Source organism: Citroniella saccharovorans (assembly GCF_035481615.1).
Lineage (GTDB): Bacteria > Bacillota > Clostridia > Tissierellales > Peptoniphilaceae > Citroniella > Citroniella saccharovorans.
In genome coordinates this window covers 226,272-251,987 of the sequence record NZ_JAYKOT010000003.1, presented here as the reverse complement: position 1 = coordinate 251,987, position 25,716 = coordinate 226,272, and the positions used below count along the sequence as shown (strand labels likewise).

Sequence of the window (25,716 nt, the reverse complement as noted above, 5' to 3'; positions counted from 1 at the left end):
TCTTTATTTTTTTAATTATTTTATAGATTTTCTAATCTGATTATATTATAATTGATTTGTAAAGACAAATTATTAAGATATAAAAACGGAGGATAATATGTCAGACAAAATAAAAAACATAGTAAAATCAGAAATAATTAATCTTTCAAAGGAAATCTCAAATGAAAAAGGACAAATTGCAAGTAAAACTCTTGCTCAAAATGATGCCGTTTCAATAACTATTTTTTCATTTTCTAAAGGCGAGGAAATATCTACCCATGAGTCAAATGGCGATGCTCTAGTAAGTGTTTTAGAAGGAAAGGCGAAAGTTACTATCGATAATAAAGAGTATTTACTTTCAAAAGATGATTCAATAATAATGCCCGCAAATCATCCTCACTCACTATATGCTGAAGAAGATTTTAAAATGATTTTAACGGTAGTGTTTTAATTGTTTTAAAATTATTTAAAAAAACTAAGTTGTAAACTAAAAAGTAATAGTTTTAGAGTAAAGAAAACCCAGGAATCTTCCTGGGTTTGATTTTTCTCTATTTAAAAATTTATACTTCTCTTTTAATAAAGCCTTTACCTGAAACTTCAACCATGTTAGATATTGAAATAAAGGCATTTGGATCAATTTCTGCTACAACTTGCTTGATTCTTACAACTTGTCTATTGTAAGCAACACAGTAGATAACTTGCTTTTGTTTTTTTGAATAGGCTCCCTTAGCTTCTAGTAGGGTAACTCCCCTATGAGGATCAACCATTATCTTATTTGCAACTTCTTCAGCCTTGTCTGAAATAATAATAAATTGTTTCTTTTCGTCAAAACCATTTATAACCTTATCTACAACTTGATAAGCTACATACATTGAAATAACAGTATAAAGCCCTCTTTCTAAGCCGAATAAAAAAGAAGCAACAGAGATAATAATTCCATTCATTAGCATTAATCCTTCGGAAATATTTAAATTATAATCTCTTTTAAATATTAGGGCTAGTATATCAAGTCCTCCCTGGCTGGCTCCATATCTAAATAAAATCCCCATGCCTATTCCATTTAAGACTCCTCCAAATATTGCCGATAAAATAATATCATCTATTTTAAAAGGTAGGTTTAAACTTTTTAATATAGTTAAATAAAAAGAAAGTAGAAAAGCAGATATAAATGTAAATATCATAAACTTTTTTGATAGTCTTTTAAAACCAACAATGAAAAGTGGAATATTTAATAAAAATATAAAGATACCACTTGATACATCAAGTAGATATTGAAGCATTATTCCAATGCCGCCAATTCCACCACTTAACAACTTATGGGGTATGAAAAAAAATGTAATTGCTAAAGCGCAAAGCAGCTCCCCAATTATTACTGCTAAAAGTCTTTTACTTAAATCTTTCATAGATCTCTCCTTCTTAAGAATCTTTAGACTTTTAGTTGCAAAAAATCAACTAAGAAAAGTCTATCTACCGTAGAACTTAACTTAAAATACTGGAAAAAGATCTGGCTTAATCAAAAATTGATATTCACAGTGGCGGGACCGCGTGAGATTTGCACTCAACTTCCATTATTATCCAAAAAACCAGTACTTTGTTAAGAAAGATTATATCATAAGTGTTTTGTAGTTGCAATGAAAATTTCTATATAAAAAATACTTTTAGTTTATTAGAAATAACTTTATCCTATCCCACAAAAAATATTAAGTATATTTTTTTAATAGTTAAATTTAAGCTTTATTTTATATTTTAAAAAGGAGTAATATATGTTTATATATTACTCCTATTTTTTATTCGATTTCTATATTTTTACTTATATCGTTAATTTGAACGGCGGTTTTTCCAGGGTTAAGTTCTAATTCTTCATCCTGTAAAAAATATTTAGTTGGGGAGTTTTTATCTTCTTTTTTCCATCTTATATTATATATTTTCCCATTTGTAAGATAGTATCCTTCCCCTTCTCCTACATTATCCATCGTTCTATGGACTCCATCAGATTCAAATCCCATATATACCTTCTGAACTAGAATATTTTTAAATGAAAGAGGCTTTTGAGTTAGAAAATCTATATGATCTTTTCCATCAGACATTTTTTTATATTCTTTTTCATAATCACTATAAGTATAACTTGTGTTTAATCCAGATGTGTAGCTGAATGTAATCTTATTACAGGTCTTACCTTGAACTTTTTCGTTCTTCTTTTCTCTTAAAGAAAATTTAAATACAGGATTTTTATCGAGTTCTTCCTTATAGCCATAAGTCTTTATTGCCTTTTCTATTGCATCTGGATTGGTAAAAGCATTGTGTGGTGCAACTGTCCCAGTTTCACTACTTCTCCAAATATATTCACTTGATGTTGTCATCCCATCTATTTCTTCATAGCCTTCACTATAAACTATATTGTCAGCATTAGGTGAGCCGCCATACCTAACTAAAAGTCCGTCATGTTCTTTAATGTAATCAAAAAAATATGGTCTGAGAGATCTTATAGGGCCAATTAATCTAGTCTTGCTATTATAAAAGAGTGCAATTATTCTAGGAATGTTTGCCTCTGCTTCCATTTCGTAAATTATTCCAGCATCAGATAGTCCAGCTTGAAATCTAGCATCTGGATGATTATCTATCATCACAGAAATAATTCTTCCCTTATAGGTTTGATTATCTAAAGGTAGTCCAGTTAATGGATTTTTTATTAGCTTTTTATATGCTTCTTCTTCAGCTAATTTTTTTCTTTCTTCCTCTTCCTTTTTTCTGGCCTCTTCTTTCTTTCTCTCTTCTTCTCTTTTTTCTCTTTCTTCTTTCTTCTTTTTTCTTCTTCTTTTAGCTTTGCTTCCTCTTTTAATTTTTCTTCTTCCTTAAGCTGACTTATTGTCTTTGCATTCTTATTTGAGCAGCTAACAATTAGTGGTATAGAAAAAAGTAAAATTAAAGCAAGTATCCATTTTTTATTCATTTTTTAGCCTATTTTTTCATATTGTAATACTGGTGTTTTAAAATCTGCCTTGTAATTTATATCTGATATTGAATAATCCTGAAAATTAACTATGGTTACAGGGGTAACTGTTTTAAGTCCCCTATCTTCAAGTAATTTAAGATTTGTTTTTAATATAAGGTCTCCTGCTTGAACTTTTTGACCTTCTGATAAAATTGGGGTAAATCCTTCCCCTCCAAGTTCAACAGTGTCTAAACCTACATGAACTAACACCTCTAGGCCATCCTCTGTAGTTATTCCAAAAGCGTGGTTAGCTTTGTGAAAAAGTGTAATTGTTCCAGAGCATGGGGCATAAAAATTACCATCTGAAGGAATAACTGCAAATCCATCTCCAAGCATCTTCTTTGAAAAAAGTTCATCTTCAACTTGGTCCAAAGCTATAATTTCTCCCTCTGCAGGTGAGAAAATATTTTTTTTTCTTTTTAGAAAATAAACCCATAATAATATCCTCCTTTTTTATCTCATGGTTAAAGATATTCTATTTTTTTCTTTATCTACATCTAAAATTTTAACATCTACTACTTGTGATACCTTAACTAAATCTAGTGGATGATTTATAAATTTGTCACTCATTTCACTAATATGACAAAGGCCATCTACTCCAACTCCTATATCTATAAATGCTCCAAAATCAAGCACATTTCTAATAGTTCCCTTTAAAGCCATACCTTTTTCAAGATCATCAATAGAAACTATACCCTTTTTTAAGACTACTTCTTCTAGTTCATCTCTTGGGTCAAGTCCAGGTTTTCTTAATTCTTTTACAATATCTAAAAGAGTATCATAGCCGGCATTATTTTTTTCTGCAAAGTCTTTCCAGTCTTCTTTTTCAAGATCTTCTTTTAATACAAGTCTAGCAATATCATAGGATTCAGGATGTATACCCGTATTATCAAGTAGATCCTCAGCATTTCTTATCCTAATAAATCCTGCTGCTTGTTCGAAGGTTTTTGGTCCAATTCCCTTAACTTTTTTTAGCTCATTTTTGCTCTTTATAGATCCAACTTCTTTTCTATATTCTTCAATATTTTCAGCAATACTTTTTGAAATTCCTGAAACATGGGAAAGTAGGGAGTATGATGCAGAATTTATATCAACTCCAACTTCATTTACGCAGGCTTCTACAACTCCCTCCAAGGCCTCATCTAACATCTTTTCTGATACATCATGCTGGTACTGACCAACGCCTATGTGTTTAGGTTCTATCTTTACAAGTTCAGAAAGTGGATCTAAAAGCCTTCTAGCAATTGAAATCGCCCCTCTAATAGTCACATCTAAATCTGGAAATTCTTCTATCCCTATTTTAGATGCAGAATAAATAGATGCTCCACTTTCACTTACTATCGCATAAGAAATATCATTATGTCCTATGGCTTTCCTTAAGTCAATAAAGTTATTAATAAATTCTTCGGTTTCTCTAGAAGCAGTTCCATTTCCTAGAGCAATTACTTTAGCATCATATTTTTCTACAAAATTATTTATTATCTCCATAGCCTTATTAGTGTCTTTTTTTGGCTCTGTAACGTGAATAACAGCTGAATCTAAATAATCTCCGTAACATGAAATAACTGCCACCTTACATCCCGTTCTAAATCCAGGGTCAAGCCCTATTACAGCTCTTTTCTTTAAAGGCCTTTGCATAAGATAAGGTTTTAAATTTTCTTTAAAGATTAGGATAGATTTTTTATCTGCTTCCTCTTTTAAAATAGACCAAATTTCATTTTTTATACTTGGTAATATTAGAGTTTTATAAGAGTCAATTAAAGCCTTTTCAATTATTTCTCTATTAAAATCATTTTTATCTACTATATATTTTCCCCTAATATAATCAAGGTTTGCATCATCTTCAAGCTTTAGATCGACTTTTAACGCTTCTTCCTTTTCCCCTCTTTTTAGTGCTAAAACTTGATGAGCTTTTATAGATCTTATTTTTGACTTAAAATCATAATAAGATTCATAGGTGAAATTTTCAGTATCCTTATTTTTTTCAGACACAACTAAACCAGTGTACATAGCCCTATCTCTAATATATTTTTTTATAGAAAAGTCCTCTGAAATATCTCCCCTTATTATATCTGTTACAAAATTTAAGCCTTCTTCCAAAGTAAGATCATTTTCACTAGCAGTTTTTAGACATTCTTCTATAATTTCTTCTTGTGATTTATTTTCATATACAAGATTTCTAGCATTTTCAAATCCAAGATCAATTGCAGCACTCTTTCTTGTTTTTCTATTTTCCTTAAAGGGTTTGTAGATATCTTCAAGTTCTTCCTTGCTTTCAGCAAGAAAGATACTTTGAATAAGTTCATCAGTTAAAGCTCCTTTTTCTTCCAATAAGCTTCAATATAGATTCTTTTCTAGCATAAAATCCTCTAAGATAGTCTAAACGCTCTTTAAAAAGTCTAAGGTTCTCATCTGTCATTGCTCCAGTCATTTCTTTCCTATATCTAGCAATAAAAGGAACAGTGGATCCCTCATCTAAAAGTTTGACTATGTTTTCTGCATGCTTTTTTTTTAATTTTAAATTCTTCAACTAATTTTTCAATAATTTCCATAATTCCCCTAAAAAATATGTAAGGAAGAGCAAAACTCTTCCATTAATTTTGTTTTAAATATTCAATAATAAATTTTTCAATATCTCCATCCATTACAGATTCAACATCTCCAACCTCAAAGTTAGTCCTATGATCTTTAACTAATTGGTAGGGCTGAAAGATATATGATCTAATCTGCTGACCAAAACCTATATCCGTATAGGACCCTGTAATATCTTCAATTTTTTCCTTGTTTTCTTCTTCTTTTATAAGTTTTAATTTCCCATAAAGCATACTTAGAGCAGTTTCCTTGTTAAAAAGCTGCGACCTTTCATTTTGGCAAGAAACTACAATTCCAGTTGGTAGGTGGGTAATTCTTACAGCAGAGTCAGTTGTATTAACTCCTTGACCACCCTTACCTGAAGACCTATAAGTGTCTATCTTTAAATCATCCTTATTAATAGAAACTTCTTTTCCCTTTATTTCAGGGAAAACATCCACCGATGCAAAAGAAGTATGTCTTCTATTTGAAGTATCAAAGGGAGAAATTCTTACAAGCCTATGAACTCCCTTTTCGCTTTTTAAATACCCATAGGCATTTTTTCCTATAATTTTAAGATAACAAGACTTGATTCCGCCAGCCGAATCTCTATTTTCTTCCAAAATCTCACATTTAAAGTCAGACTTTTGTAACCACCTTAAATACATTCTCTTTAACATGTCTGCCCAATCTTGCGCTTCAAGACCACCAGCACCTGAATGAATAGACATATAGGCATTTAACTTATCAAATTCTCCTTGAAGAAGTGTAGAAATCTTAAAATTATCTATTCTAGCTTCTGCCTTATTTAAATATTTTCCCGCTTCTCTAAGGACACTTTCATTTGAGGGATCAAAATCAATCAAATCTTCATAAGCTTCAAGCTCTCCCAAATCATATACAAGGCTTTCATAGCTTTCTAGCTTTTGGTTAATAAATTTAATCCTATCAAATATTTCTTCGCTTTTATTTTTATCCTTATAAAAATCTTTTTCTAGAGTTTTTGCTTCTAGATTTTGAAGTTCCTCTTTTAACTTAACTCTGTCAAAGAGAATCTCCAAGCTCATTTAAGCTAGTAGAAAAATTTGCAATTCGATTTTTAAGTTCCTGTATATCACTCATGCCTTCTTATAAATCCTTACCACAACATTTTTTATATTTCTTTCCACTTCCACATGGACAAGGGTCATTTCTTCCTATTTTTTTGCCCTTAACTATAGTTCTTGATTCTCCATCTGGAGCTGCTCCCCCTGCTGAAGCGGAAGTTTCTCTAAATTGTTTCTTTCTTTCCATTTTTTCAGGCTTTTGTACACTGAATAAAAGTTTGATAGTTTTTTCAATAATTGTATGGTTCATTTCTTCAAACATATCAAAGCCTTCTTTTTCGTAAGCCCTAACAGGATTTTCTTGGCCATAGCTTCTAAGTCCAATTCCCTGTCTTAGTTGATCCATTTGGTCAATATGATCCATCCATTCACTATCAACTGACTGTAAAATGACAATTCTTTCAATCTCTCTCATCATTTCTTCGCCAATTTCTTCTTCTTTTTTGTCATATAATTCATTGGTCTTACTTAGTAGGTAAGATTTTAATTTTTCTTTATTGAAAGAAGAAATATTATCTATAACAATTTGTCCTTTTTCAAGATAAATTGAATTTAAATAATTAAATAGACCAGACATTTCCCATTCTTCTGGATTTTCAGAATTACAGAAAGAATCAACGGCAGCAAAAATAAGTTCCTTTATCATACCAATAATATTTTCTTTCATATTTTCGCCGTCTAATACAGCTCTTCTCTCCTTGTAAATAACATTTCTTTGAAGATTCATAACATCATCATATTCAAGAACGTGTTTACGAGTAGCGAAGTTATTTGCTTCAACCTTCTTTTGAGCTCTTTCAATTGCACCAGTTAAAATCTTTGCTTCAATTGCTTCATCTGGGTCAATAGATCTAGTTTCCATAATTCTTTGAACCCTTTCTCCACCAAACAATCTCATAAGATCGTCTTCAAGAGAAATATAGAATTTAGATACACCTGGGTCTCCCTGTCTACCAGAACGGCCTCTTAATTGGTTGTCAATACGTCTAGACTCATGTCTTTCAGTTCCAAGTATATATAAGCCGCCTACATTTTTAACTTTTTCAGCATTTTCGTCAGTTTCTTCCTTTAATTTATCTCTTAATTTATTATAAACTTCTCTAGCAGCTAAAATGTCTTTATCGTCAGTTTCTTCAAATGAATCAACTTTTTCTAAAACTTCATCTATATAGCCCTGTTTTTTCATCTCAAGTTTAGCTTTTGAGTCACTATTTCCACCAAGAACAATATCGGTACCACGGCCAGCCATATTGGTTGCAATAGTTACAGATCCATATCTTCCAGCCTGAGCAACAATTTCTGCTTCTCTTTGATGCTGTTTGGCATTTAATACTTCATGTTTTATCCCTTTTCTTTTTAACATTTGAGATATAAGCTCAGATTTTTCAATAGAGATTGTACCTACTAGAATAGGTTGTCCAGTTTTGTGAACTCTTTCAATCTCCTCTACAATAGCCTTAAATTTAGCTTCTTCATTTACATAGACAACATCATCAAGATCCTGTCTTAAAATTGGTTTGTTTGTTGGTATTTCAACAACGTCCATTTTATAAATTTCAGAAAACTCATCTTCTTCAGTTTTAGCTGTACCAGTCATACCAGAAAGTTTATTGTACATTCTAAAATAATTTTGGAAAGTAATAGTAGCTAGAGTTCTTTGCTCACTTCTTACATCTACCCCTTCTTTAGCTTCTATAGCTTGGTGAAGCCCATCAGAATATCTTCTTCCTTGCATAATACGACCAGTAAATTCATCTACAATTAAAACTTCTCCGTCTTTTACAACATAATCAATATCAAGCGCCATAGCAAAATTTGCTTTTAATGCTTGATTAATATGGTGAGCAATTTCCATATTTTCGGGATCAGATAAGTTTTCTAGATCAAAAAACTTTTCAGCCTTTACAGTACCATTTTCAGTTAAGGAAGCTGTTTTTCTCTTTTCATCAATTATTACATCTACTGTTTCAACTTTAATTTCTCTTTCAAAAGGATCAACCTTATCTTCACTTGGGTCAAGTTTTCTTGTAGTTAACATCTTAGTAAAAGAATTTGCCTTTGAATAAAGGTCTGTAGACTTATCTCCTTCACCAGATATAATAAGCGGAGTTCTAGCTTCATCAATTAAAATAGAGTCAACTTCATCTACTATTGCAAAGTTTAATTCTCTTTGAACCATATCTCTTTTGTAAACTACCATGTTGTCTCTTAAATAATCAAATCCAAATTGATTATTTGTTCCATAAGTAATATCAGCGTTATAATTTTCCCTTCTTTCGCTATTTGTTAGACCATAAACTATACATCCAACGCTTAAGCCTAGAAAATTATAAACCTTGCCCATCCAGTCCCTATCACGAGAAGCAAGATAGTCATTAACAGTTACAACGTGAACACCCTTACCTTCAAGTGCATTAAGATATGCTGGAAGAGTTGCAACTAAAGTCTTACCTTCACCTGTTCTCATTTCCGCAATTCTTCCTTGGTGAAGAATAATTCCACCAATAAGCTGAACTCTATATTGCTTTAGGCCCAAAACCCTATATGATGCTTCTCTAACAGTTGCAAAAGCTTCAGGCAAAATATCATCTAAGCTTTCACCATTTTTTAATCTATTTTTAAATTCATCTGTCTTGTTTTTTAATTGTTCGTCGGTTAAAGCCGAATATTCTTCATCCAAAGCCATTATCTTGTCGACAATTGGCTCAATCTTTTTTATTTCTTTTTGGTCCTTAGTTCCAAAAATTTTACTAAATATTCCCAATCCATACTCTCCTTAATAAAACATTATTCACTATTATTTTATCATTTATACGCTTTTTTTACAAATTTTTTGAAAATTATTAGAAAAAAAGCAAATCCAAAGAATTTGCTTTTAAGTAATTTAGTGTGCTCTTTTTTCAATTATTCTAAGGGTTTTCCCATCTAAAAATATAGTTTTATTTTTAGAATCTGCCCTAATAACTGCAATAAAGTTAGGTCCGTCAACTAATTTTTCATCCTTAGTAGTTTTAACTACTTGTCTTCTATCAGTAATTATCTTATTTATTATATAATCTTCATCCCTACTGATTCCAGCACTAAAAACAGCTTCCTTAATCTTTTCATCAGAAAAATCACCAAATTTTATATTTTTGGAGTTTTCTCTAGTTCCTTGATCATATCTTGAAAATAATACAATTTCTCCCTTTTTATTTGAAATAATTGTAGTGGTTAAAAAATCATTAATAATTTCTGAATTCTCGCCAATGACAAAATTATAAAAATCTGGATCTTTTTCAGAATTTTCATCAATAAAAAGAAACTTTGACCTATCTAAAACATCTTTTTCTTTTTCAACATATCCCTTATCTTTTAAGTCACCAAGATCAAAATTTAAATCTTCTTTTTTACCATAAATAGCTACTTTCTCTTTAGGTTTTTCAAATATTTCTTCTTTTTGAAAAAAAACAAGCTCCTTATCAGCAGAAATAAGTATTGAATTTTTTCCTTTATTTAAACTTAAAATCCCTGACTTTTCTTCAATTTGTTCTTTTAATATGCTCTTATCAAAGGAGAAGTCCTCACAGACTTTTTCAAATGCATCTCTATAAGCTTCAAACTTATCAGCAGTTTTTTCTTTTTCACATGCTCCCAATAAAAAAATACTTAAAATAATAAATGTTAATAATTTTTTCATAAAATACCTTCCTAAAAAAATATAGGAGAACTTAAGTCCTCCTATATTATTATATCTTATTTATCTTTCTCTTTCAATTAAACCATAATTTCCGTCTTGTCTTTTATATACTATTTCAGCATCTCCTGTGTCTGGGTTTGAAAATACAAAGAAATTATGTCCTAAAAGCTCCATTTGAAGTATAGCTTCTTCACTAGTCATTGGTTTAAATTGGAATGATTTTTCTTTTACTATCTTTCCAGTTTCTTCCTTAGATTCATGCTCTTCATTAGCCTCTTCAAAGTTTTCAAACCTAATTGAATCATTTGAAACGTATCTATTTTTTAATTTTGTCTTATATTTTCTAACCTGTCTTGAAAGAATTTCAATTGCCCTATCAATAGCATCTTCAAATGACTCCTCATTTACCTCAGATCTAATAATATCTTTTGGAAGAAAAACAGTAACTTCCACAATCTTTTGATTTTTTTTATTAACTTCAAAGATTACCTTTGCAGAAATATCTTCTGTGAAATACTTATCTAGTTTTGATAATTTCTTTTCAGCTAGATTCTTTAAATCTTCAGTAACGGTTATATTTTTTCCATGATAATTAATATTCATAGTATTCCTCCTACAGTCTATTTGAAAATAAGAAAATTATTTTCTTATTTTATATATACCCAAATTTCTTTTAATAAAGCTTTATTATATAAAATTATTTAAAATATGTAAAATACTAGTTGAAATATCACCTATTATTGATAGTGGATATAATCTAGTCTTAGAAAAGATTTAAGAGCTTAATATTAATTATTAAACTAAATATTTTTATAATATGTTATTAAATATGAAATTTATATAAAAAATAAATTAAGTTTATTTTTAGATTCTGAATAAATATAATGAATAAAAAAATTAGAATATTGTTGAAAAAACAATTTTAAAATTGTGGATAAAGTGGATAAGTTTGTGGAAAACAAGAAATTAATAAAAGAAAAGTAGAAAAAGCTTGTTGATAAGTTTATTACTATGTGGATTAATAAATTGTTTTTTATACATAAATCAAATTCAAATAAAAGACGATTAATCATTTATTCATTTTTTAGTTATATAAAATTTATAATCCACTATATATAGTTGTTGACAAAAAGATTTTTATAAAAAACAACTTATAAAATAAAATAAAAAAGTTTATATTTTATATACTATTTTTTTATACAATGCTTACCATAATTTTATGCATAAAAAAACCCCAAGAAAAATGAACTGACCCCAAAAAGTTGGACCTAAAAAAACCAACTTTGAGGAGGTCAGTTTTTTCATGACAAAATATAGTACAGAATTTAAGATGAAAATAGTACAAGAATACTTAAATAAAGAAGGAGGATATAAATATTTAACTGATAAATATGGACTCAGTGATCATTCAGTAGTCAGAAGATGGGTAAATTCATACAAAACACAAGGATATGAAGGCTTAAAAATTTCTAGAAAAAATAATAGTTACTCTTTCGAATTTAAGAAGAATATAGTAAACTTGTACTTAACAGGAGAAATGTCCTATCAAGAACTTTCTAATCAATTTAAGATTAATAATCCAGCGATCATTGCTAGATGGGTAATTGATTTTAGAAATCAAGGACTTGATGGACTTAGACCTAAAAAGAGAGGAAGACCTTCAAGTATGACTAAAGATAAAAATAATGAAAAAGAAAAAGAACAAGTAAAGAAAGAATATTCTAAGGAAGGGATAGACGAAATTGCTGAACTTAAAGATAAGCTTTACTGGGCACAAATGGAAATAGATTTTCTAAAAAAAAAAGATGGAATTAGAGGACGAGGAAGATCAGAAAATGAGAGAATGGCTAGAATAATTCACTCATTAAGAGAAAAATATCCACTAAAAGATTTACTTAAACAATTTAATTTTCCAAAATCAACATACATGTATTGGCAAAAAAGATTTGATAGAAAAAATAAAGATGAAGCCTTTGAGAATCAAATCAAGAAAATGAGAAAAGATAATCCAAACTATGGATACAGAAGAATACATGCGATGCTTAGAAGACTTGGAATTTTAATAAACAAGAAAAAAGTTCAAAGGTTGGTACAGAAGCTGAAACTTCAGGTAACAAACTTTGCACGTAAATCAAGAAAATATTACTCATACAAGGGAACAGTAGGTAAAGTAGCACCAAATAGGATAAAAAGAAGATTTAAAACATCTGTAGTACATCAAAAAATCACAACAGATACAAGTGAATTCAAATACTATGAAACAGATAAGTATGGGAATATGCAAGTAAAAAAACTTTACTTAAATCCTTTCTTGGATATGTTTAATGGAGAAATCATTAGCTATTCAATAACAACTTCACCTACATTAGATGCAATAATAACATCACTTGAAGAAGCAATTTCAAAGACTTCAGATTGCAAGTTTAAAAGAATATTCCATTCAGATCAAGGATGGGCATATCAATTAAAACAATATACTGAAAAATTAGAATCTAATGGAATTTTACAGAGTATGTCAAGAAAAGGAAATTGCTTAGATAATTCTCCTATGGAGAATTTCTTCGGGATATTAAAACAAGAAATTTACTATGGTAGAACGTTTAAATCATTTAACGAACTAAAAAAGACAATAGAAGAATATATAAAATATTACAATGAAGATAGAATAAAAGAAAAACTTGGATATTTAAGTCCAGTTGAATATAGGAAATTGAATGCAGCTTAGCTGCGATTTCCCCTAGGGGAAATATGAGGACAAAAAAACCAGAGACAAATATTTCTAAATGTCTCTGGTATAAAGTCCAACTTTTTGGGGTCACCTTAAAATCTTGGGGTAAAAATTAAGATAAAATAATTTTTACTAAAAATAATATTGCTAGTATATACATAAGTGGTGATATTTCTTTTGATTTTTTGCCAATTAGCTTAACAATAACAAAAGAAATCATTCCAAACACAATTCCTTCTGCAATAGAATAGGCAAAAGGCATCATTACAATAGTTAAAAATGCAGGTATTGATTCTGTATAATCTGAAAAATCAATATCTAATATAGGACTCATCATAAATAGTCCAACGATAACTAAGGCTGGTCCAGTTGCTGCAGCAGGTATTATAGAAAATATAGGATAAAAAATTAATGAAACTAAAAATAAAAATCCTGTAGTTATTGCTGTAAGACCAGTTCTACCACCATCAGCAACTCCTGAAGCTGATTCTACAAATGTAGTTATAGTAGATGTACCAAAGGTTGCTCCAACTGTAGTACCAATCGCATCTGCAAGTAAGGCTCTTCCACTTCTTGGAAGTTCTCCCTTTTCATTTAACATCCCAGCTTTAGTTGAAACTCCTATAAGGGTACCAAGCGTATCAAAAATATCAACAAATAAAAATGTAAATAAAACAATAAGCATGTCAAGCGAAAATACATTAGTAAAATCAAATTTAAAAAATGTTTCTGCCATGCTTGGTGGAGTTGAAACAATTCCAGTTGGAAAACTAGTAACTCCTAGGATAAGTGCAAGCACAGTTGATCCTAAAATTCCAAATAAAATGGCTCCTTTAACTTTCTTAATAAGAAGAAAAGCAATTAATATAATTCCAAAAAAGAAAACAATAGATTGATTGCTCTTTATATTTCCCAGTGAAAGAATAGTTCCCTGATCATTTACAATAATTCCAGCACTTGAAAATCCAATCAGTGATATAAATAATCCAATACCAACTGATACGGCTTTTTTTAGAGTGTATGGTATAGCATCAAATATTTTTTCTCTTATTTTAAATAAGCTCATAAGTATAAATATTATACCTTCTAAAAAAACAGCTGTTAAAGCAAATTGCCAAGTGTGACCCATTTTTAAAACTACAGTATAGGTAAAAAATGCATTTAGTCCCATGCCTGCAGATAGTGCAAATGGATAGTTTGCGATTAAGCCCATAGCTAAGCAAGCAACAAATGAAGCTAGGATAGTAGCAGTAAATACAGCTCCCTTATCCATTCCAGCTTCTGATAAAATATTAGGATTTACTATAAGAATATAAGACATAGTCATAAATGTAGTAAGTCCAGCCATCATCTCTTGTTTAACAGAGCTTTTGTTCTCACCTAATTTGAATGTTTTTTCTAAAAAACTCAAATCAATAAACCCTCCTTTAAATAATATATTGACCTACATTTTACTAATTCTTGTACCAGCTTTAGCCGATACAATTTCATTTGCCTTTTCTAAGGAGGTAATAATAGTAAGTCTTCCTTCTTTAGAGTCAGCAAATTCTATAGCAGCCTCCACTTTTGGAAGCATAGATCCTTTTTTAAATTCATCGTTTTTCAAGTATTTTTTGATTTCTTCAGTTGAGATTTCTCCTAAAGATTCTTCATTTTCTTTACCAAAATTAATTTTAACATTGTCAATAGCTGTTAATATAACAAGCACATCTGCATTTATCTCTCTTGCTAAAAGTGATGAGGAAAGATCCTTATCTATAACTGCATCTACTCCCTTGTATTCCCCATTTTCTAAAATAACTGGAATACCTCCTCCTCCGCAAGAAATAACTATATTACCATTTTCAATTAAATTTTCGATAGATTCTTTTTCGAGGATTCTTTTTGGCTTTGGTGAAGGGACAACTTGTCTATAGCCCCTTCCAGCATCTTCCATAACAAAAATACCAGCTTCTTCTAATTTTTTAGCCTCTTCTTCTGTCATAAAAGAACCTATAGGTTTTGTAGGGTCCTTAAAAGCAGGATCATTTCTATCTACTTCAACTTCAGTAATTACTGAAACTACATTCTTCCTTATATTTCTCTTTAGTAATTCATTTTTAATTGCATTTTGCATTTGAAAACCTATATAACCCTGACTCATAGCTCCACATTCTGCAAAAGGCATAAAAATTTCTCCATTTTCATTGAATGTTTCATCCATGGCTTTTTTAATCATACCAACCTGAGGACCATTTCCATGGCATATGGTTACCTCAACTCCTTCTTCTACTAGATCAACAATAGCTTTTGAGGTAACAACTAAATTTTTTTCTTGTTCCTTTGGGGAATTTCCAAGTGCATTTCCACCCAATGCAATTACATATTTTTTACTCATAAAATCCTCCATTAAATTACAAATTTCTAATAAAATATTTGCATAATTAATAAAAAGTATAGCTTTAAGAACTCTTATTATATCATATTTATGGTAAAATGAGTATAAAATATAGATGATTTTACATTCATTAAAAAATCAGTTATATTATACAGGATAGGGAGGTGATATTTTTGATTGATAAAAAAAATAGCTTTGGAAAATTTTTATCTTTTAATAAAATCTTTTTAAAAAATTTAAAAATGATTGAAATAAAAACAGCTGCTGCCATGCTTGCTTATTTCTTGATTTTTAGTATTTTCCCTTTTTTTATTGTCCTTTTAAATATTGTTTCCTTCTTTTTTAAGGGCAAAGAGGTTGATATAATTAATTTTTTTGAAAAAGTTCCTGAAGAAATCGGACAGACAATTACCTCCGTCCTAGTAAGTTTGATAAATTCATCTTCATCTGCACTTTTGTCTATTTCAATTATTATTGCACTTTGGTCCGGTTCAAATGGAATTGTTCAGCTAATAAATAAAGTAAATGAAGCTTTTGGACATGAGCCATCAAGATCTTTCTTTAAAAAAAGGCTTCTTGGAATTGCTTTTACTATTGGGCTTGTAGCACTTATTATCTTGGTTTTAGCAAGTGGTGTATTTAACAATTTAATTTTAGATTTACTACTTAAATTTGTTGGAGATAATAAATTTATACGTTTAATGTATAAAATAATAATATTTATTGTTCCAATTATATTTATGATAATAACCTTTTTCCTACTTTATTATTTTTCTCAGAACAAGGCTGACAGGCACAAGGTCTCATTATTATATGTGCTTATAGGTTCAATTGCTACAACTCTTCTTTGGATTCTTGTAACAAATGGCTTTGGATTTTATGTAGCAAATTTTGCTTCTTATGATAAAACCTATGGTTCAATCGGAGGAGTAATAGTTCTATTAACATGGCTATATTTATCTAGTGCTATTTTGATAGTTGGAGCTGTTTTTGCTTCATCACTTCAAAATTACAAGGATTCAAAAGATATAAATAAGACTATATATAAAAATATTAAATCAAATAAAAAAGGCTAGGTCTTAGGTGATATGTACCCCAAAAACTGGACACATTAATATTTAGTTTACATGGTGGATGCTAACCTATACAAAGTAGGTGGCATCCATTTTGTTTTCTTCTGAATTCTTTCGTTGTTGTAGTAGTATATATATTCGTCAATTGCTTTTGAAAAATCATCAAATGTTTTAAATTCTCTCTCACATCCATAATACATCTCTGTTTTAAGTCTTCCAAAGAATGTTTCCATGATACAGTTATCGTAGCAGTTTCCTTTTCTTGACATTGACTGAGTTATTTGATGCTTTTCTAATTCTTTGATGTAGTAGCTGTTTTGATATTGCCAGCCTTGATCTGAGTGCATGATTAAGCCTTTTACACATGGAAACTTTTCAAATGCTCTATTAAGCATTCTTGATACTTGTTCTAGTGTTGGATGCAATGATAAGTCGTATGAGATGATTTCGTTTGTGTACATATCTAATATTGGTGATAGATAGCATTTGCCCCACGCGAAGTTAAACTGGGATACATCTGTATTCCACTTAGCAAATGGCTTTGTTGCTGTGAAGTCTCTATTTATGATGTTACTTGCTACTTTACCAACGCTTCCCATATATGAATGATACTTTTCTTTTGGTCTCTTGCCTAGAAGATGCATATTGTGCATAAGCCTTTGAACTCTTTTATGGTTTACTATATATCCTTTACTTAAAAGTGCTTGATGCACTCTTCTTACTCCGTATCTACCTTTGTTTGAAGTAAATATTTCTTTTATTTGTTCTTTGATTTCCTTGTTTCTGAGATCAATTTGGTCAACTTTACTTAACTCAAAGTAATATGTTGATTTAGGCATGTTCATAGCTTTTAAAAGATATTTTAGTTTGTATCCTTCATCTCTTAGTTCTCTGATGACTGCTGCTTTTTCGCCTTGAGATATGCAGCATACTTTTCCCTTCTCAAGGCGTCTAATTTTTTTTCGACTGCTTGAACTGTTCTTAAATATTCATTTTCTTCTCTTAAACGAATAAGTTCTTCTCTTTCTGATTCGTTAAGTGGCTTTGGCTCTATATTAGTGTTTTCATTATTTTCTTTCATTTTAGATGGACGTCCTCTCTTCTTAATTTCAAGAGAATTATACCCAAATCTTTTATATTTATATATCCAATTATGAAGTTGACCATCTGGAATGCCAGCCTCTATAGCTACAGACTTACATGAATTTCCAGCTAACACTTTTGATACATACTTAAATTTTTCTTCTGCAGTCCACTTTTTATTCTGTTCTTTGTGGTTAAGAATTTCTTCGCCATGAAAATCTACAAGCTTACTCCAATACCAAATCTTATATCTGAATGTTTCTTGTGTAACGCCTTCTGGTGTTTCCATCCACTTTCCTTGTCTGTATAGTTCTACGCATTCTTTTTTAAATTCATAACTATATCGCATAAAAATACCCTCCTTACTGGTTTGTCCAGTAAAGAGGGTACATATCATAGGTGACTTAGCCTTTTTTATAGTCTTCTTTTATACTTCAGAATTTGTAATTGTGTGGTAAGAAGGTGATGCCAAAAGTATCTTTATAGCACTTGCACTATTTTCATTTAATACTTTTTCAGCCTCTTTTAAAGTTGATCCAGTAGTTATTATATCATCAACTAAAAGTACTCTTTTTCCCCTAAGATCCTCTGAAAAACTTTTATTAAGCCTAATCTTACCTTTTAAATTTTTGGTTCTTTCCCTTAATTCAATTTTATTTTGCTCTAAAGTATGGTCCTTGATTAGTGGGTTTAGATAGGGAATATTAAGTTTAGCAGCTAAAGCTTCAGCTAGTAGTCCTGCACAATTAAATCCTCTTTCTCTTAATGTTTTCTTTGAGCAAGGAATTGGAATTATATAGGTAAATAAAGAGGGATCAATATTTTGAATAAGGCAATCATACATTAAATCAGAAAAAATATTATAAAGATAAGTTTCTTTTTGAAACTTGTATCTTGCAACTACTGCCTTGATAAAATCATTATAATAGCATGCAACTAATACCTCTTCAAGATCCTCATATTTTCCATAATAATTATAAATCTGTAAAGATTTAAGACAAGAGTTACAAATTTTCTTACCCCTAAGTCTTTTATTTATTTTACATATTTGACATTCATCATCGCCTATAAAAAAATATTTGTTAATCATATAAAGTCCCCTTTGTCATCTTGTACTTTTTCTTAATTCTATAAGCTAGTGATGAGTTTCTTCTCTCCTCGTGATTATTATCAATCATCCTTTTTAAAATTTCTCTTTTACCAACCAAGCAAACAAATTTTTTAGCCCTTGTTATAGCTGTATAAATTAAGTTTCTATTAAGCAAAAGAACTGAAGTATTTTCACATGGAATAATGCAGTAGTCGAACTCAGATCCTTGGGACTTATGAACAGTAATAGCATAGCTATAAGAAAGATTAGCTAAATTCTTTTTGTCATACTTAACTATTCTCCCGTCATCGAACTTTACCTTAAGCGTTTCATTCTCTTTATCTATTTCACAAACTCTTCCACTATCCCCATTAAAAACTCCAAGCTCCCCATCTTCATCTTTGATATTATAATCATTTACAATTTGCATTAACTTATCGCCAATAGAAAAAGTATAATCTTTATATTCGATATATTCTTTACTTGGATTTAAGGCTATTTTTAAGGACTCATTTAAAGCTTTAGAACCAAGCATTCCCCTTTTAGAAAAAGTTAATATTTGAATGTCCCTAATTGGATCAATTTTATAAAAATTTCTCAGCCTATTTTGAACTAAATCTAAGATAACTGTTAAAGTCTCATCTTCACTATAGGTATCAATAAAAAAGAAATCTTTTCCTTTTTCATTTAGACTTGGATAAAGCCCTTCATTAATCTTATGTGCATTTATAGCTATATTAGAATTTTTTTTCTGTCTATATATATTTTTGAGCCTAATTACTTTTGCTATTTTTGTTTTTATAATATCTTTTAAAACATTGCCAGGCCCTACACTTGGAAGCTGACTAATATCCCCAACTAGAATAAGTCTTGTCCTAATAATAGGTCTGCCATTTTCATCTATGTCATAATTAAAAGATTCCAACAATTTTTGAAATAGTATTATATCAAGCATAGAGGCTTCATCCACAATAACAAGGTCTGCAATTAATGGATTTTCTCTATTCATTTGAAAAGATAGATTTCCATCTTCATCTACCCCATATTTTAAAAGTCTATGAATTGTCTGTGCTTTTAGCCCAGTTGCTTCACTTAATCTCTTGCTAGCTTTTCCAGTTGGAGCACAAAGTTCAACTATTAAATTGTTTTTTACAGCAATTTGCGAAATATGTTTCAAAATAGTAGTTTTTCCAGTTCCTGGTCCACCAGTTATAACAGTAATCTTATTTTTAAAAACTTCAAGAACAGCTTCTTTTTGAATTGAGTCTAAAAATTCTAATTCTTTTTCATCATAATCTATATTTAAAACTGCCTTCTTATCATAATAAATTTGAAGTAACTTACTAGCAGAAATATCTTCTGCCTTATAAAGATGCCTATCAAAATAAACTCTCTTTCCATCAATTTCTTCGCTAATAACTTCCCCATTAAGCTGCATATCTAGTAAAGTATCTGAGAGCTTATCCTCGCTAGCCGATGTAAGAGACAATAAACTTTCTTTTAATTCATTTTCAAAAATAAATGTATCTTGCGATCTTGAAGCAGAACTAGAAAGAATATATTTAATGGCCTCTTTAATCCTTCTCCTACTATCTTTTTCTTCCCCAAGCCTTAGAGCAATTTCATCAGCCTTAGAAAAACCAACTCCTTTTATTACTCCAATAAGTGAGTAGGGATTTGATTTAACTATATCGTAGGACTTTTCTAAAAATTCCTTATAAATTTGATTTGAAAGTTCCATAGAAAGTCCAAGTGATGTAAGTGCATATAAAGTTTTTCTTTTTGACCTGTTATCTATAATGACAGAAGCAATTTTACTTACTCTTTTTTTCCCTAAGCCCTTTATTCCATTTAAAATATATGGGTTTTCTTCTAATAGTTCTAAAGTATTTACTCCAAATTTTTCCACAATTTTTTCAGCAGTTTTTTTGCCAATATATGGAAAAGTTCCGCTAGATAGATAGGCAATAATTCCAAACTCATCCTTAGGAACATCTTTTTCAATTTCTACAAAATGGAATTGTTCACCAAATTTATCGTGATATGTAAAGTCTCCAGTCAATTTGTAAAATCCATTTTCTGCAGCAAAAAAAGATCCGACAACAGTAATTTCTTCATCATCGGATTCAAATTTTGCAACAGTATATCCATTTTCTTCGTTATGAAAAATAATACTTTTTATTCTCCCATAAATTTCTATCATTCATCTACTTCTTTTCTCTCGATATCCGCTCCTAAATTTTTAAGCTTACCAACAAAATCGTGATAGCCTCTATCTATATGGAAAATATCAGAAACTCTAGTTTCACCTTCAGCCACAAGTCCTGCTGTAACTAGTGCAGCACCAGCTCTTAGGTCTGTAGCCCTAACCTCTGCCCCAGTTAATTTTGGTACTCCAGCAATTCTAGCCTCCTTACCCTCAGTAACTATTAAAGCTCCCATTTTTTGAAGCTCTTGAACATGCATAAATCTATTTTCAAAAACAGTTTCTTCAACCTTAGACTGTCCATCACAAATTGTCATAAGCGCCATGAATTGAGCTTGAACATCTGTTGGAAATCCCGGATAAGGTAGAGTTTTTATTCTAGTTGATAAAAGCTTTTTAGGGCCCCTAATTCTTAAAGAATCTTCGTCTTCATTTATATCAATTTCACATCCAACTTCTCTAAGTTTTGCTATAACAGGTGATATATGTGATGGAATTACATTTTGGACAACAACATCCCCTTCAGTCATTGCAGCAGCAACCATGAATGTTGAAGCCTCAATCCTATCTGGTATAATTTGATGAACGCATCCATGAAGTTTCTCAACTCCCCTGATTCTAATAGCTGAAGTGCCTGCTCCCTTTACATCTCCACCCATCTTATTTATAAAGTTAGCTAAATCAATTATTTCTGGCTCTTTTGCAGGATTCTCAATAACTGTTTCTCCCTTTGCAAGAGATGCTGCCATAATTATATTTTGAGTTGCACCAACAGATGGAAAATCCATATATACGGTATCCCCTATTAGTCCATTAGGTGCATTTGCCCCAATAATTTCTAGCCTTTCATCAATAACAGCTCCAAGAGCCTTAAACCCTTTTAAGTGAAGGTCTACTGGTCTTGAGCCGATAGCACATCCTCCAGGTGTGTGAGTTTCAGTTTTACCAACTCTAGCTAAAAGTGGACCCATAACTAAAAAAGAGGCCCTCATCTTATTCATAAGATCAAAAGGAGTTTTATACTCAGTTATATTACTTGAGTTTATCTTTACAGTTGTTTCATCAATATATTCAATTTTTGCTCCCAATGATTCTAAAACCTTAAGTATAATAGTTACATCTTTTAACTTTGGGACATCTTCTAAAATAATATCTTCAGTTCCTAATAAAGAAGCGGCTATAACTGGTAGAGCACTATTTTTTGCTCCGTCAATTTTAACCTCTCCCTTTAAAGGATTTGATTTTCTAACAATAATCTTTTCCAAATACAAACCTCCATACTAAAATCAATTATATTATATCATATTTTAAAAAATAATAATTAGTATAATTTAAAAGTATATTTAATTAATGCTTAAGTAAATTTAAATATACAATTAAGTAAAAAATAATATATAAATTTATATTGGACTATAAATTTTTTAAATTATTAAAATAAAATCATCCATTATATTAGATAATTAAAAATTAATATGTAAAAACTATAATTTATATAGTTTCTACAGTTAATATAGAGTTTACTTTTAAAATAATGCTTTTATAAGTAAGTAAAAAAAATTGAAAAGTCTCCTTAAATAAAAATTAAGGAGACTCAACTAAAAAATTTCATTTTTAGCTATATTTAAACCAAATATTTGTTTATATAATCCTCGTATCCGCCTTCTTCAACTCTGTAAGTTCCATCATCAAAAATTTCAACTATTTTATTTGCAACTGAAGATACAAATTGATGGTCGAGAGATGTAAATAAGATATTTCCCTTAAATGCTATTAGTCCATTATTTACAGCTTCTATAGATTCAAGATCTAAATGATTTGTTGGCTGATCAAATATTAACATATTTCTAGGCTCTATCATCATCTTTGAAAACATCATTCTAACTTTTTCTCCACCAGATAGTACACTTGAATCTTTCAGTGCCTCGTCTCCAGAGAAAAGCATTTTTCCTAAAAATCCCCTAATAAATATTTCTGATTGCTCTTTTGAGTAATCCCTTAACCAGTCAATTAAATTCTTGCCCTTAGTATCAAAAAATCTTGTATTGTCTTTTGGAAAATAGTCATAGGATATGGTTTGTCCCCACTTAAAATTCCCTATAAAATCTTTATTATTTCCTGTAATTGTTTCAAAAAATTCGCTAATGGCAATTTCATTTCCTATAAATCCTATTTTTTCATTTTTTAAAACTGTAAGATCAAAATCCTTTAAAAGAGTTTTATCTCCTCTTTTAAGAGTAAGCTTTTCTATGTTTAAAATATCATTTCCTGGTTCTCTTGAAAGCTCAAATCCAACAAAAGGATACCTTCTTGAAGAAGGAGCGATATCATCAAGACTGATTTTATCCAAAAGTTTTTTCCTAGAAGTAGCTTGCTTTGACTTAGATTTATTCGCGGAGAACCTTCTAATAAATTCTTCCAATTCCTTAATCTTATCCTCTTTTTTCTTATTTGCATCCTTAATCATCTTTTGGGCAAGTTTACTAGATTCATACCAAAAATCGTAGTTACCTATTGTCATTTTTATCTTTCCAAAGTCAATATCAACCATGTGAGTACAAACTTCATTTAAAAAATATCTATCGTGAGATACAACTATTACAATTCCTTCAAAGTTAAATAAAAATTCTTCAAGCCATCTAATAGCCTTAAAATCAATACCATTTGTTGGTTCATCAAGTAAAAGAATTTCAGGTTTTCCAAAAAGTGCTTGAGCAAGTAGTACTTTAACCTTGTCTGATTCAAGTAAATCTCTCATAAATAGATCGTGTTTACTTGTATCTATGCCAAGCCCTTGAAGAATTGTAGAAGCTTCTCCTTCAGCCTCATATCCATTAAGTTCACCAAATCTCGCTTCAAGTTCTGCTGCCCTTATACCATCCTCTTCAGTAAAGTCAGACTTAGAATAAATAGCATCTTTTTCTATTGAAATATCATATAATTCCTTATTGCCCATAATTACAGTTTCTAAGACTTTTTTGTCCTCAAAGGCAAAGTGATCTTGGTTAAGTTTACTTAGCCTATCATCTTTACCCATTGTAACTGATCCTGTTGTTGCTTCCTTCTCTCCATTTAGAATTTTTAAAAATGTAGATTTACCTGCTCCATTAGCTCCAATAACTCCATATACATTTCCATCACTAAAAATTAAATTTACATCTTCAAATAACTTTTTATCAGGGAAAATAACCGATAAATTATTTACTGTTAACATAATTACCTCCAAAAATAAGAATAGTATCCATAAAAAAAGAGCTCCTTAGAGCTCCTTATATTTTTTTATTTAGAAATTATCCAAGCTGCTCTCATTGGTACAAAAACTTGAGTTTGACTATGAGTAATTGCAGACTTTGCTCTTGACCAAGGATCAGCTACTTTAATTTGTCCATCAGGAGTAATGCCAGATAAAACAATAAAGTGACCGCCTATTGTCCAATAATTTCCTAGAGCATTTGTTTGTGAAGCAATAACCATTGAACCACTTGCTAAAGCTTGAACTATTTCATTTTGGTTTGTAGTTTGCCTGCAAGATAAACCATATTCACTAGCAGCTGCTGGGAAAAGTGACCAGAAAGATCCACCATCTCCAGGCATAACATGACCACCTAAGGTTGAATAATTTGCCATGTCAGCAGGAGTTACTACAGCATTTGTCATAGAAGATAAAACCATAGCCATAGAAGTTGGCCCGCAGCCATTCGCTGCAATTGTTCCATAAATTCCATTTCCATATCTTGTAGATGCCCATGGTTCTTCCCTTTGGCTATAATAAACTACATTACCATCAAAAGGTTTAAACTCTCCATCAGGTAGAAGATTTCTAAGATTTACTGAAACATTAGAAAGTTCATTGGTTTCATTTAGTAAGCTTGACTGAGTTTGTGCTGCCTGTTCGCGTGCTCTTTTTTCAGCTTCAATTCTTTTTCTTTCTTCTTCAGCAAGTCTTTGTCTCTCAGCTTCTTCCCTTTCAAGTCTTTCTTTTAGCTTTTGGCTAAGAGAAGATATTTCAGAATCAAGCTCAACTACTCTTTTTTCTAGCTTGTTTTTTTCCTCCAAGCTAAGCTTTAGCTCATGTTGTATAACTGAAATTAAATCTTTTTGATCAGCTATAGTATCCATAAGCTCAGCTTCCTTGTAGTTGTAGTTTTTCATAGCTTCATCTAAGGAAGTCTTTTGACCTTTTAACTGCACTAGAGTAAGTTCATATTCTTTTTTAGTTTCTTTCATTTCTTTAATAAGGTCTGTATCATATTGAGCAACAGACTTCATAGTAGTAAGTCTTGAAAGAAAATCATCTACATCATTTGAAGATAGAAGCATTGGAACATAACCAGTATTTCTATTTTTATACATAACATCAATTCTCTTTTTGAAAATTTCAATTTTATGATTTAATTTATTTAATAAATCATCTTTTTTCTTTTCATTTTCACTAATTGATTTTTCCAAAGCTTTGATATCTTTTTTTAGTTTGTCAATTTCCTTACGTAATTTGTCCATTTCAACTTGAAATCCATCAAGTTTTTTATATGCTTCTTCCAAGTTTAAATTTTTATTTTCAATAACTCTTCTTTGGTTTTGAATTTCTTCATTTGCTGACCTAATTTTTGATTGTTTATCTTGAATGTCAGACATTTCAGATCCGCCTTCAGATCCTTCAGGAATATTAATATTTACATTCCCATCGGAATTTTCGTCATAACCTTCATAAGTTGAATTAACATCTACATTCCAGTCTTCTTCAGGAACATAATCTGAAGCTAATACAGATGAAGATAATATAGTTAAGGCAAGACCTAGGGCTAGAGCCCTCTTTTTAATACTCAATTTTTAAC

The 25,716-nt window shown here is 30.3% G+C and carries 22 protein-coding genes and 1 riboswitch; of the genes, 3 read left to right on the top strand and 19 right to left on the bottom strand.

Annotated elements, in window-relative coordinates; genetic code table 11:
- The first annotated feature begins 97 nt into the window (after nucleotides 1-97).
- Nucleotides 98-430: a cupin domain-containing protein gene (locus VLK81_RS03705; protein WP_324619303.1), complete on the top strand. Its 333-nt coding sequence runs from the start codon at nucleotides 98-100 to the stop codon at nucleotides 428-430.
- 109 nt (nucleotides 431-539) lie between these two features.
- Here the strand turns inward: VLK81_RS03705 and VLK81_RS03700 are convergent, their stop codons facing one another.
- The 10 genes from VLK81_RS03700 to hpf all read right to left on the bottom strand — a co-directional run bounded on the left by VLK81_RS03700 (nucleotide 540) and on the right by hpf (nucleotide 10,930).
- The gene (locus tag VLK81_RS03700) at nucleotides 540-1,382 is read right to left on the bottom strand and encodes a YitT family protein (protein ID WP_324619301.1); all 843 of its coding nucleotides are present in this window, start codon (nucleotides 1,380-1,382) and stop codon (nucleotides 540-542) included.
- Nucleotides 1,383-1,430: 48 nt separating this feature from the next.
- A riboswitch (adenosylcobalamin (AdoCbl) riboswitch) is annotated at nucleotides 1,431-1,571 on the bottom strand.
- 195 nt (nucleotides 1,572-1,766) lie between these two features.
- Nucleotides 1,767-2,669: a DUF3048 domain-containing protein gene (locus VLK81_RS03695; RefSeq protein ID WP_324620450.1), complete on the bottom strand. Its 903-nt coding sequence runs from the start codon at nucleotides 2,667-2,669 to the stop codon at nucleotides 1,767-1,769.
- A gap of 26 nt (nucleotides 2,670-2,695) precedes the next feature.
- Nucleotides 2,696-2,929, bottom strand: coding sequence for a hypothetical protein (locus VLK81_RS03690; RefSeq protein ID WP_324619299.1), 234 nt, complete (start codon nucleotides 2,927-2,929; stop codon nucleotides 2,696-2,698).
- Between the two features lie 3 nt (nucleotides 2,930-2,932).
- The gene (locus VLK81_RS03685; RefSeq protein WP_324620448.1) at nucleotides 2,933-3,376 is read right to left on the bottom strand and encodes a PTS sugar transporter subunit IIA; all 444 of its coding nucleotides are present in this window, start codon (nucleotides 3,374-3,376) and stop codon (nucleotides 2,933-2,935) included.
- Between the two features lie 48 nt (nucleotides 3,377-3,424).
- Nucleotides 3,425-5,302 carry a helix-hairpin-helix domain-containing protein gene (locus tag VLK81_RS03680; protein WP_324619297.1) on the bottom strand — a complete coding sequence of 626 codons (1,878 nt, stop codon included), beginning with the start codon at nucleotides 5,300-5,302 and terminating at the stop codon, nucleotides 3,425-3,427.
- Entirely contained in the window at nucleotides 5,277-5,501 is a 225-nt protein-coding gene (locus tag VLK81_RS03675) for a Tex-like N-terminal domain-containing protein (RefSeq protein ID WP_324619295.1), read from the bottom strand. The genes VLK81_RS03680 and VLK81_RS03675 overlap by 26 nt, the downstream gene beginning before the upstream one ends.
- Nucleotides 5,502-5,565: 64 nt before the next feature.
- A protein-coding gene (prfB, locus tag VLK81_RS03670) for a peptide chain release factor 2 (protein WP_324619294.1) occupies nucleotides 5,566-6,664 on the bottom strand; the annotation gives its coding sequence in 2 pieces (ribosomal slippage) (nucleotides 5,566-6,588 and nucleotides 6,590-6,664; 1,098 coding nt in all).
- A 6-nt stretch (nucleotides 6,665-6,670) separates the two neighbouring features.
- Complete coding sequence (gene secA / locus VLK81_RS03665; protein ID WP_324619292.1) at nucleotides 6,671-9,412, bottom strand: preprotein translocase subunit SecA; 2,742 nt, start codon at nucleotides 9,410-9,412, stop codon at nucleotides 6,671-6,673.
- Nucleotides 9,413-9,532: 120 nt separating this feature from the next.
- Nucleotides 9,533-10,327: a hypothetical protein gene (locus VLK81_RS03660; RefSeq protein WP_324619290.1), complete on the bottom strand. Its 795-nt coding sequence runs from the start codon at nucleotides 10,325-10,327 to the stop codon at nucleotides 9,533-9,535.
- A 60-nt stretch (nucleotides 10,328-10,387) separates the two neighbouring features.
- Nucleotides 10,388-10,930, bottom strand: a complete 543-nt coding sequence (hpf, locus tag VLK81_RS03655) for a ribosome hibernation-promoting factor, HPF/YfiA family (protein WP_324619288.1) — start codon at nucleotides 10,928-10,930, stop codon at nucleotides 10,388-10,390.
- A gap of 700 nt (nucleotides 10,931-11,630) precedes the next feature.
- Here hpf and VLK81_RS03650 point away from each other — a divergent pair.
- Entirely contained in the window at nucleotides 11,631-13,052 is a 1,422-nt protein-coding gene (locus tag VLK81_RS03650; RefSeq protein WP_324618672.1) for an IS3 family transposase, read from the top strand.
- A 115-nt stretch (nucleotides 13,053-13,167) separates the two neighbouring features.
- Here VLK81_RS03650 and VLK81_RS03645 read toward each other — a convergent pair whose 3' ends face one another.
- Both VLK81_RS03645 and arcC read right to left on the bottom strand, forming a co-directional pair.
- Nucleotides 13,168-14,466: an NCS2 family permease gene (locus VLK81_RS03645; protein WP_324619286.1), complete on the bottom strand. Its 1,299-nt coding sequence runs from the start codon at nucleotides 14,464-14,466 to the stop codon at nucleotides 13,168-13,170.
- A 33-nt stretch (nucleotides 14,467-14,499) separates the two neighbouring features.
- On the bottom strand, nucleotides 14,500-15,432 hold the full coding sequence (gene arcC / locus VLK81_RS03640) for a carbamate kinase (RefSeq protein WP_324619284.1): 933 nt from the start codon (nucleotides 15,430-15,432) through the stop codon (nucleotides 14,500-14,502).
- Nucleotides 15,433-15,605: 173 nt separating this feature from the next.
- On the opposite strand from arcC, the gene VLK81_RS03635 reads away from it, so the two are divergent.
- Nucleotides 15,606-16,508 (top strand): YihY/virulence factor BrkB family protein, encoded by a 903-nt coding sequence (locus VLK81_RS03635; RefSeq protein WP_324619283.1) that lies wholly within the window; start codon nucleotides 15,606-15,608, stop codon nucleotides 16,506-16,508.
- A 47-nt stretch (nucleotides 16,509-16,555) separates the two neighbouring features.
- Here VLK81_RS03635 and VLK81_RS03630 read toward each other — a convergent pair whose 3' ends face one another.
- The 7 genes from VLK81_RS03630 to VLK81_RS03600 form a co-directional block, all read right to left on the bottom strand.
- The gene (locus tag VLK81_RS03630) at nucleotides 16,556-17,401 is read right to left on the bottom strand and encodes an IS3 family transposase (protein ID WP_324620447.1); all 846 of its coding nucleotides are present in this window, start codon (nucleotides 17,399-17,401) and stop codon (nucleotides 16,556-16,558) included.
- On the bottom strand, nucleotides 17,389-17,937 hold the full coding sequence (locus VLK81_RS03625; protein ID WP_324619282.1) for a helix-turn-helix domain-containing protein: 549 nt from the start codon (nucleotides 17,935-17,937) through the stop codon (nucleotides 17,389-17,391). The genes VLK81_RS03630 and VLK81_RS03625 overlap by 13 nt, the downstream gene beginning before the upstream one ends.
- A 78-nt stretch (nucleotides 17,938-18,015) precedes the next feature.
- The gene (locus VLK81_RS03620) at nucleotides 18,016-18,678 is read right to left on the bottom strand and encodes a ComF family protein (protein WP_324619280.1); all 663 of its coding nucleotides are present in this window, start codon (nucleotides 18,676-18,678) and stop codon (nucleotides 18,016-18,018) included.
- Nucleotides 18,671-20,881, bottom strand: a complete 2,211-nt coding sequence (recD2, locus tag VLK81_RS03615; protein ID WP_324619278.1) for an SF1B family DNA helicase RecD2 — start codon at nucleotides 20,879-20,881, stop codon at nucleotides 18,671-18,673. Before recD2 ends, VLK81_RS03620 begins: the two co-directional genes overlap by 8 nt.
- Nucleotides 20,878-22,149: a UDP-N-acetylglucosamine 1-carboxyvinyltransferase gene (gene murA / locus VLK81_RS03610; protein ID WP_378143064.1), complete on the bottom strand. Its 1,272-nt coding sequence runs from the start codon at nucleotides 22,147-22,149 to the stop codon at nucleotides 20,878-20,880. The genes recD2 and murA overlap by 4 nt, the downstream gene beginning before the upstream one ends.
- Before the next feature lie 356 nt (nucleotides 22,150-22,505).
- Nucleotides 22,506-24,095 carry an ABC-F family ATP-binding cassette domain-containing protein gene (locus tag VLK81_RS03605; RefSeq protein ID WP_324619274.1) on the bottom strand — a complete coding sequence of 530 codons (1,590 nt, stop codon included), beginning with the start codon at nucleotides 24,093-24,095 and terminating at the stop codon, nucleotides 22,506-22,508.
- A 65-nt stretch (nucleotides 24,096-24,160) separates the two neighbouring features.
- Nucleotides 24,161-25,708, bottom strand: coding sequence for a C39 family peptidase (locus tag VLK81_RS03600; RefSeq protein ID WP_324619272.1), 1,548 nt, complete (start codon nucleotides 25,706-25,708; stop codon nucleotides 24,161-24,163).
- Nucleotides 25,709-25,716 lie beyond the last annotated feature (8 nt).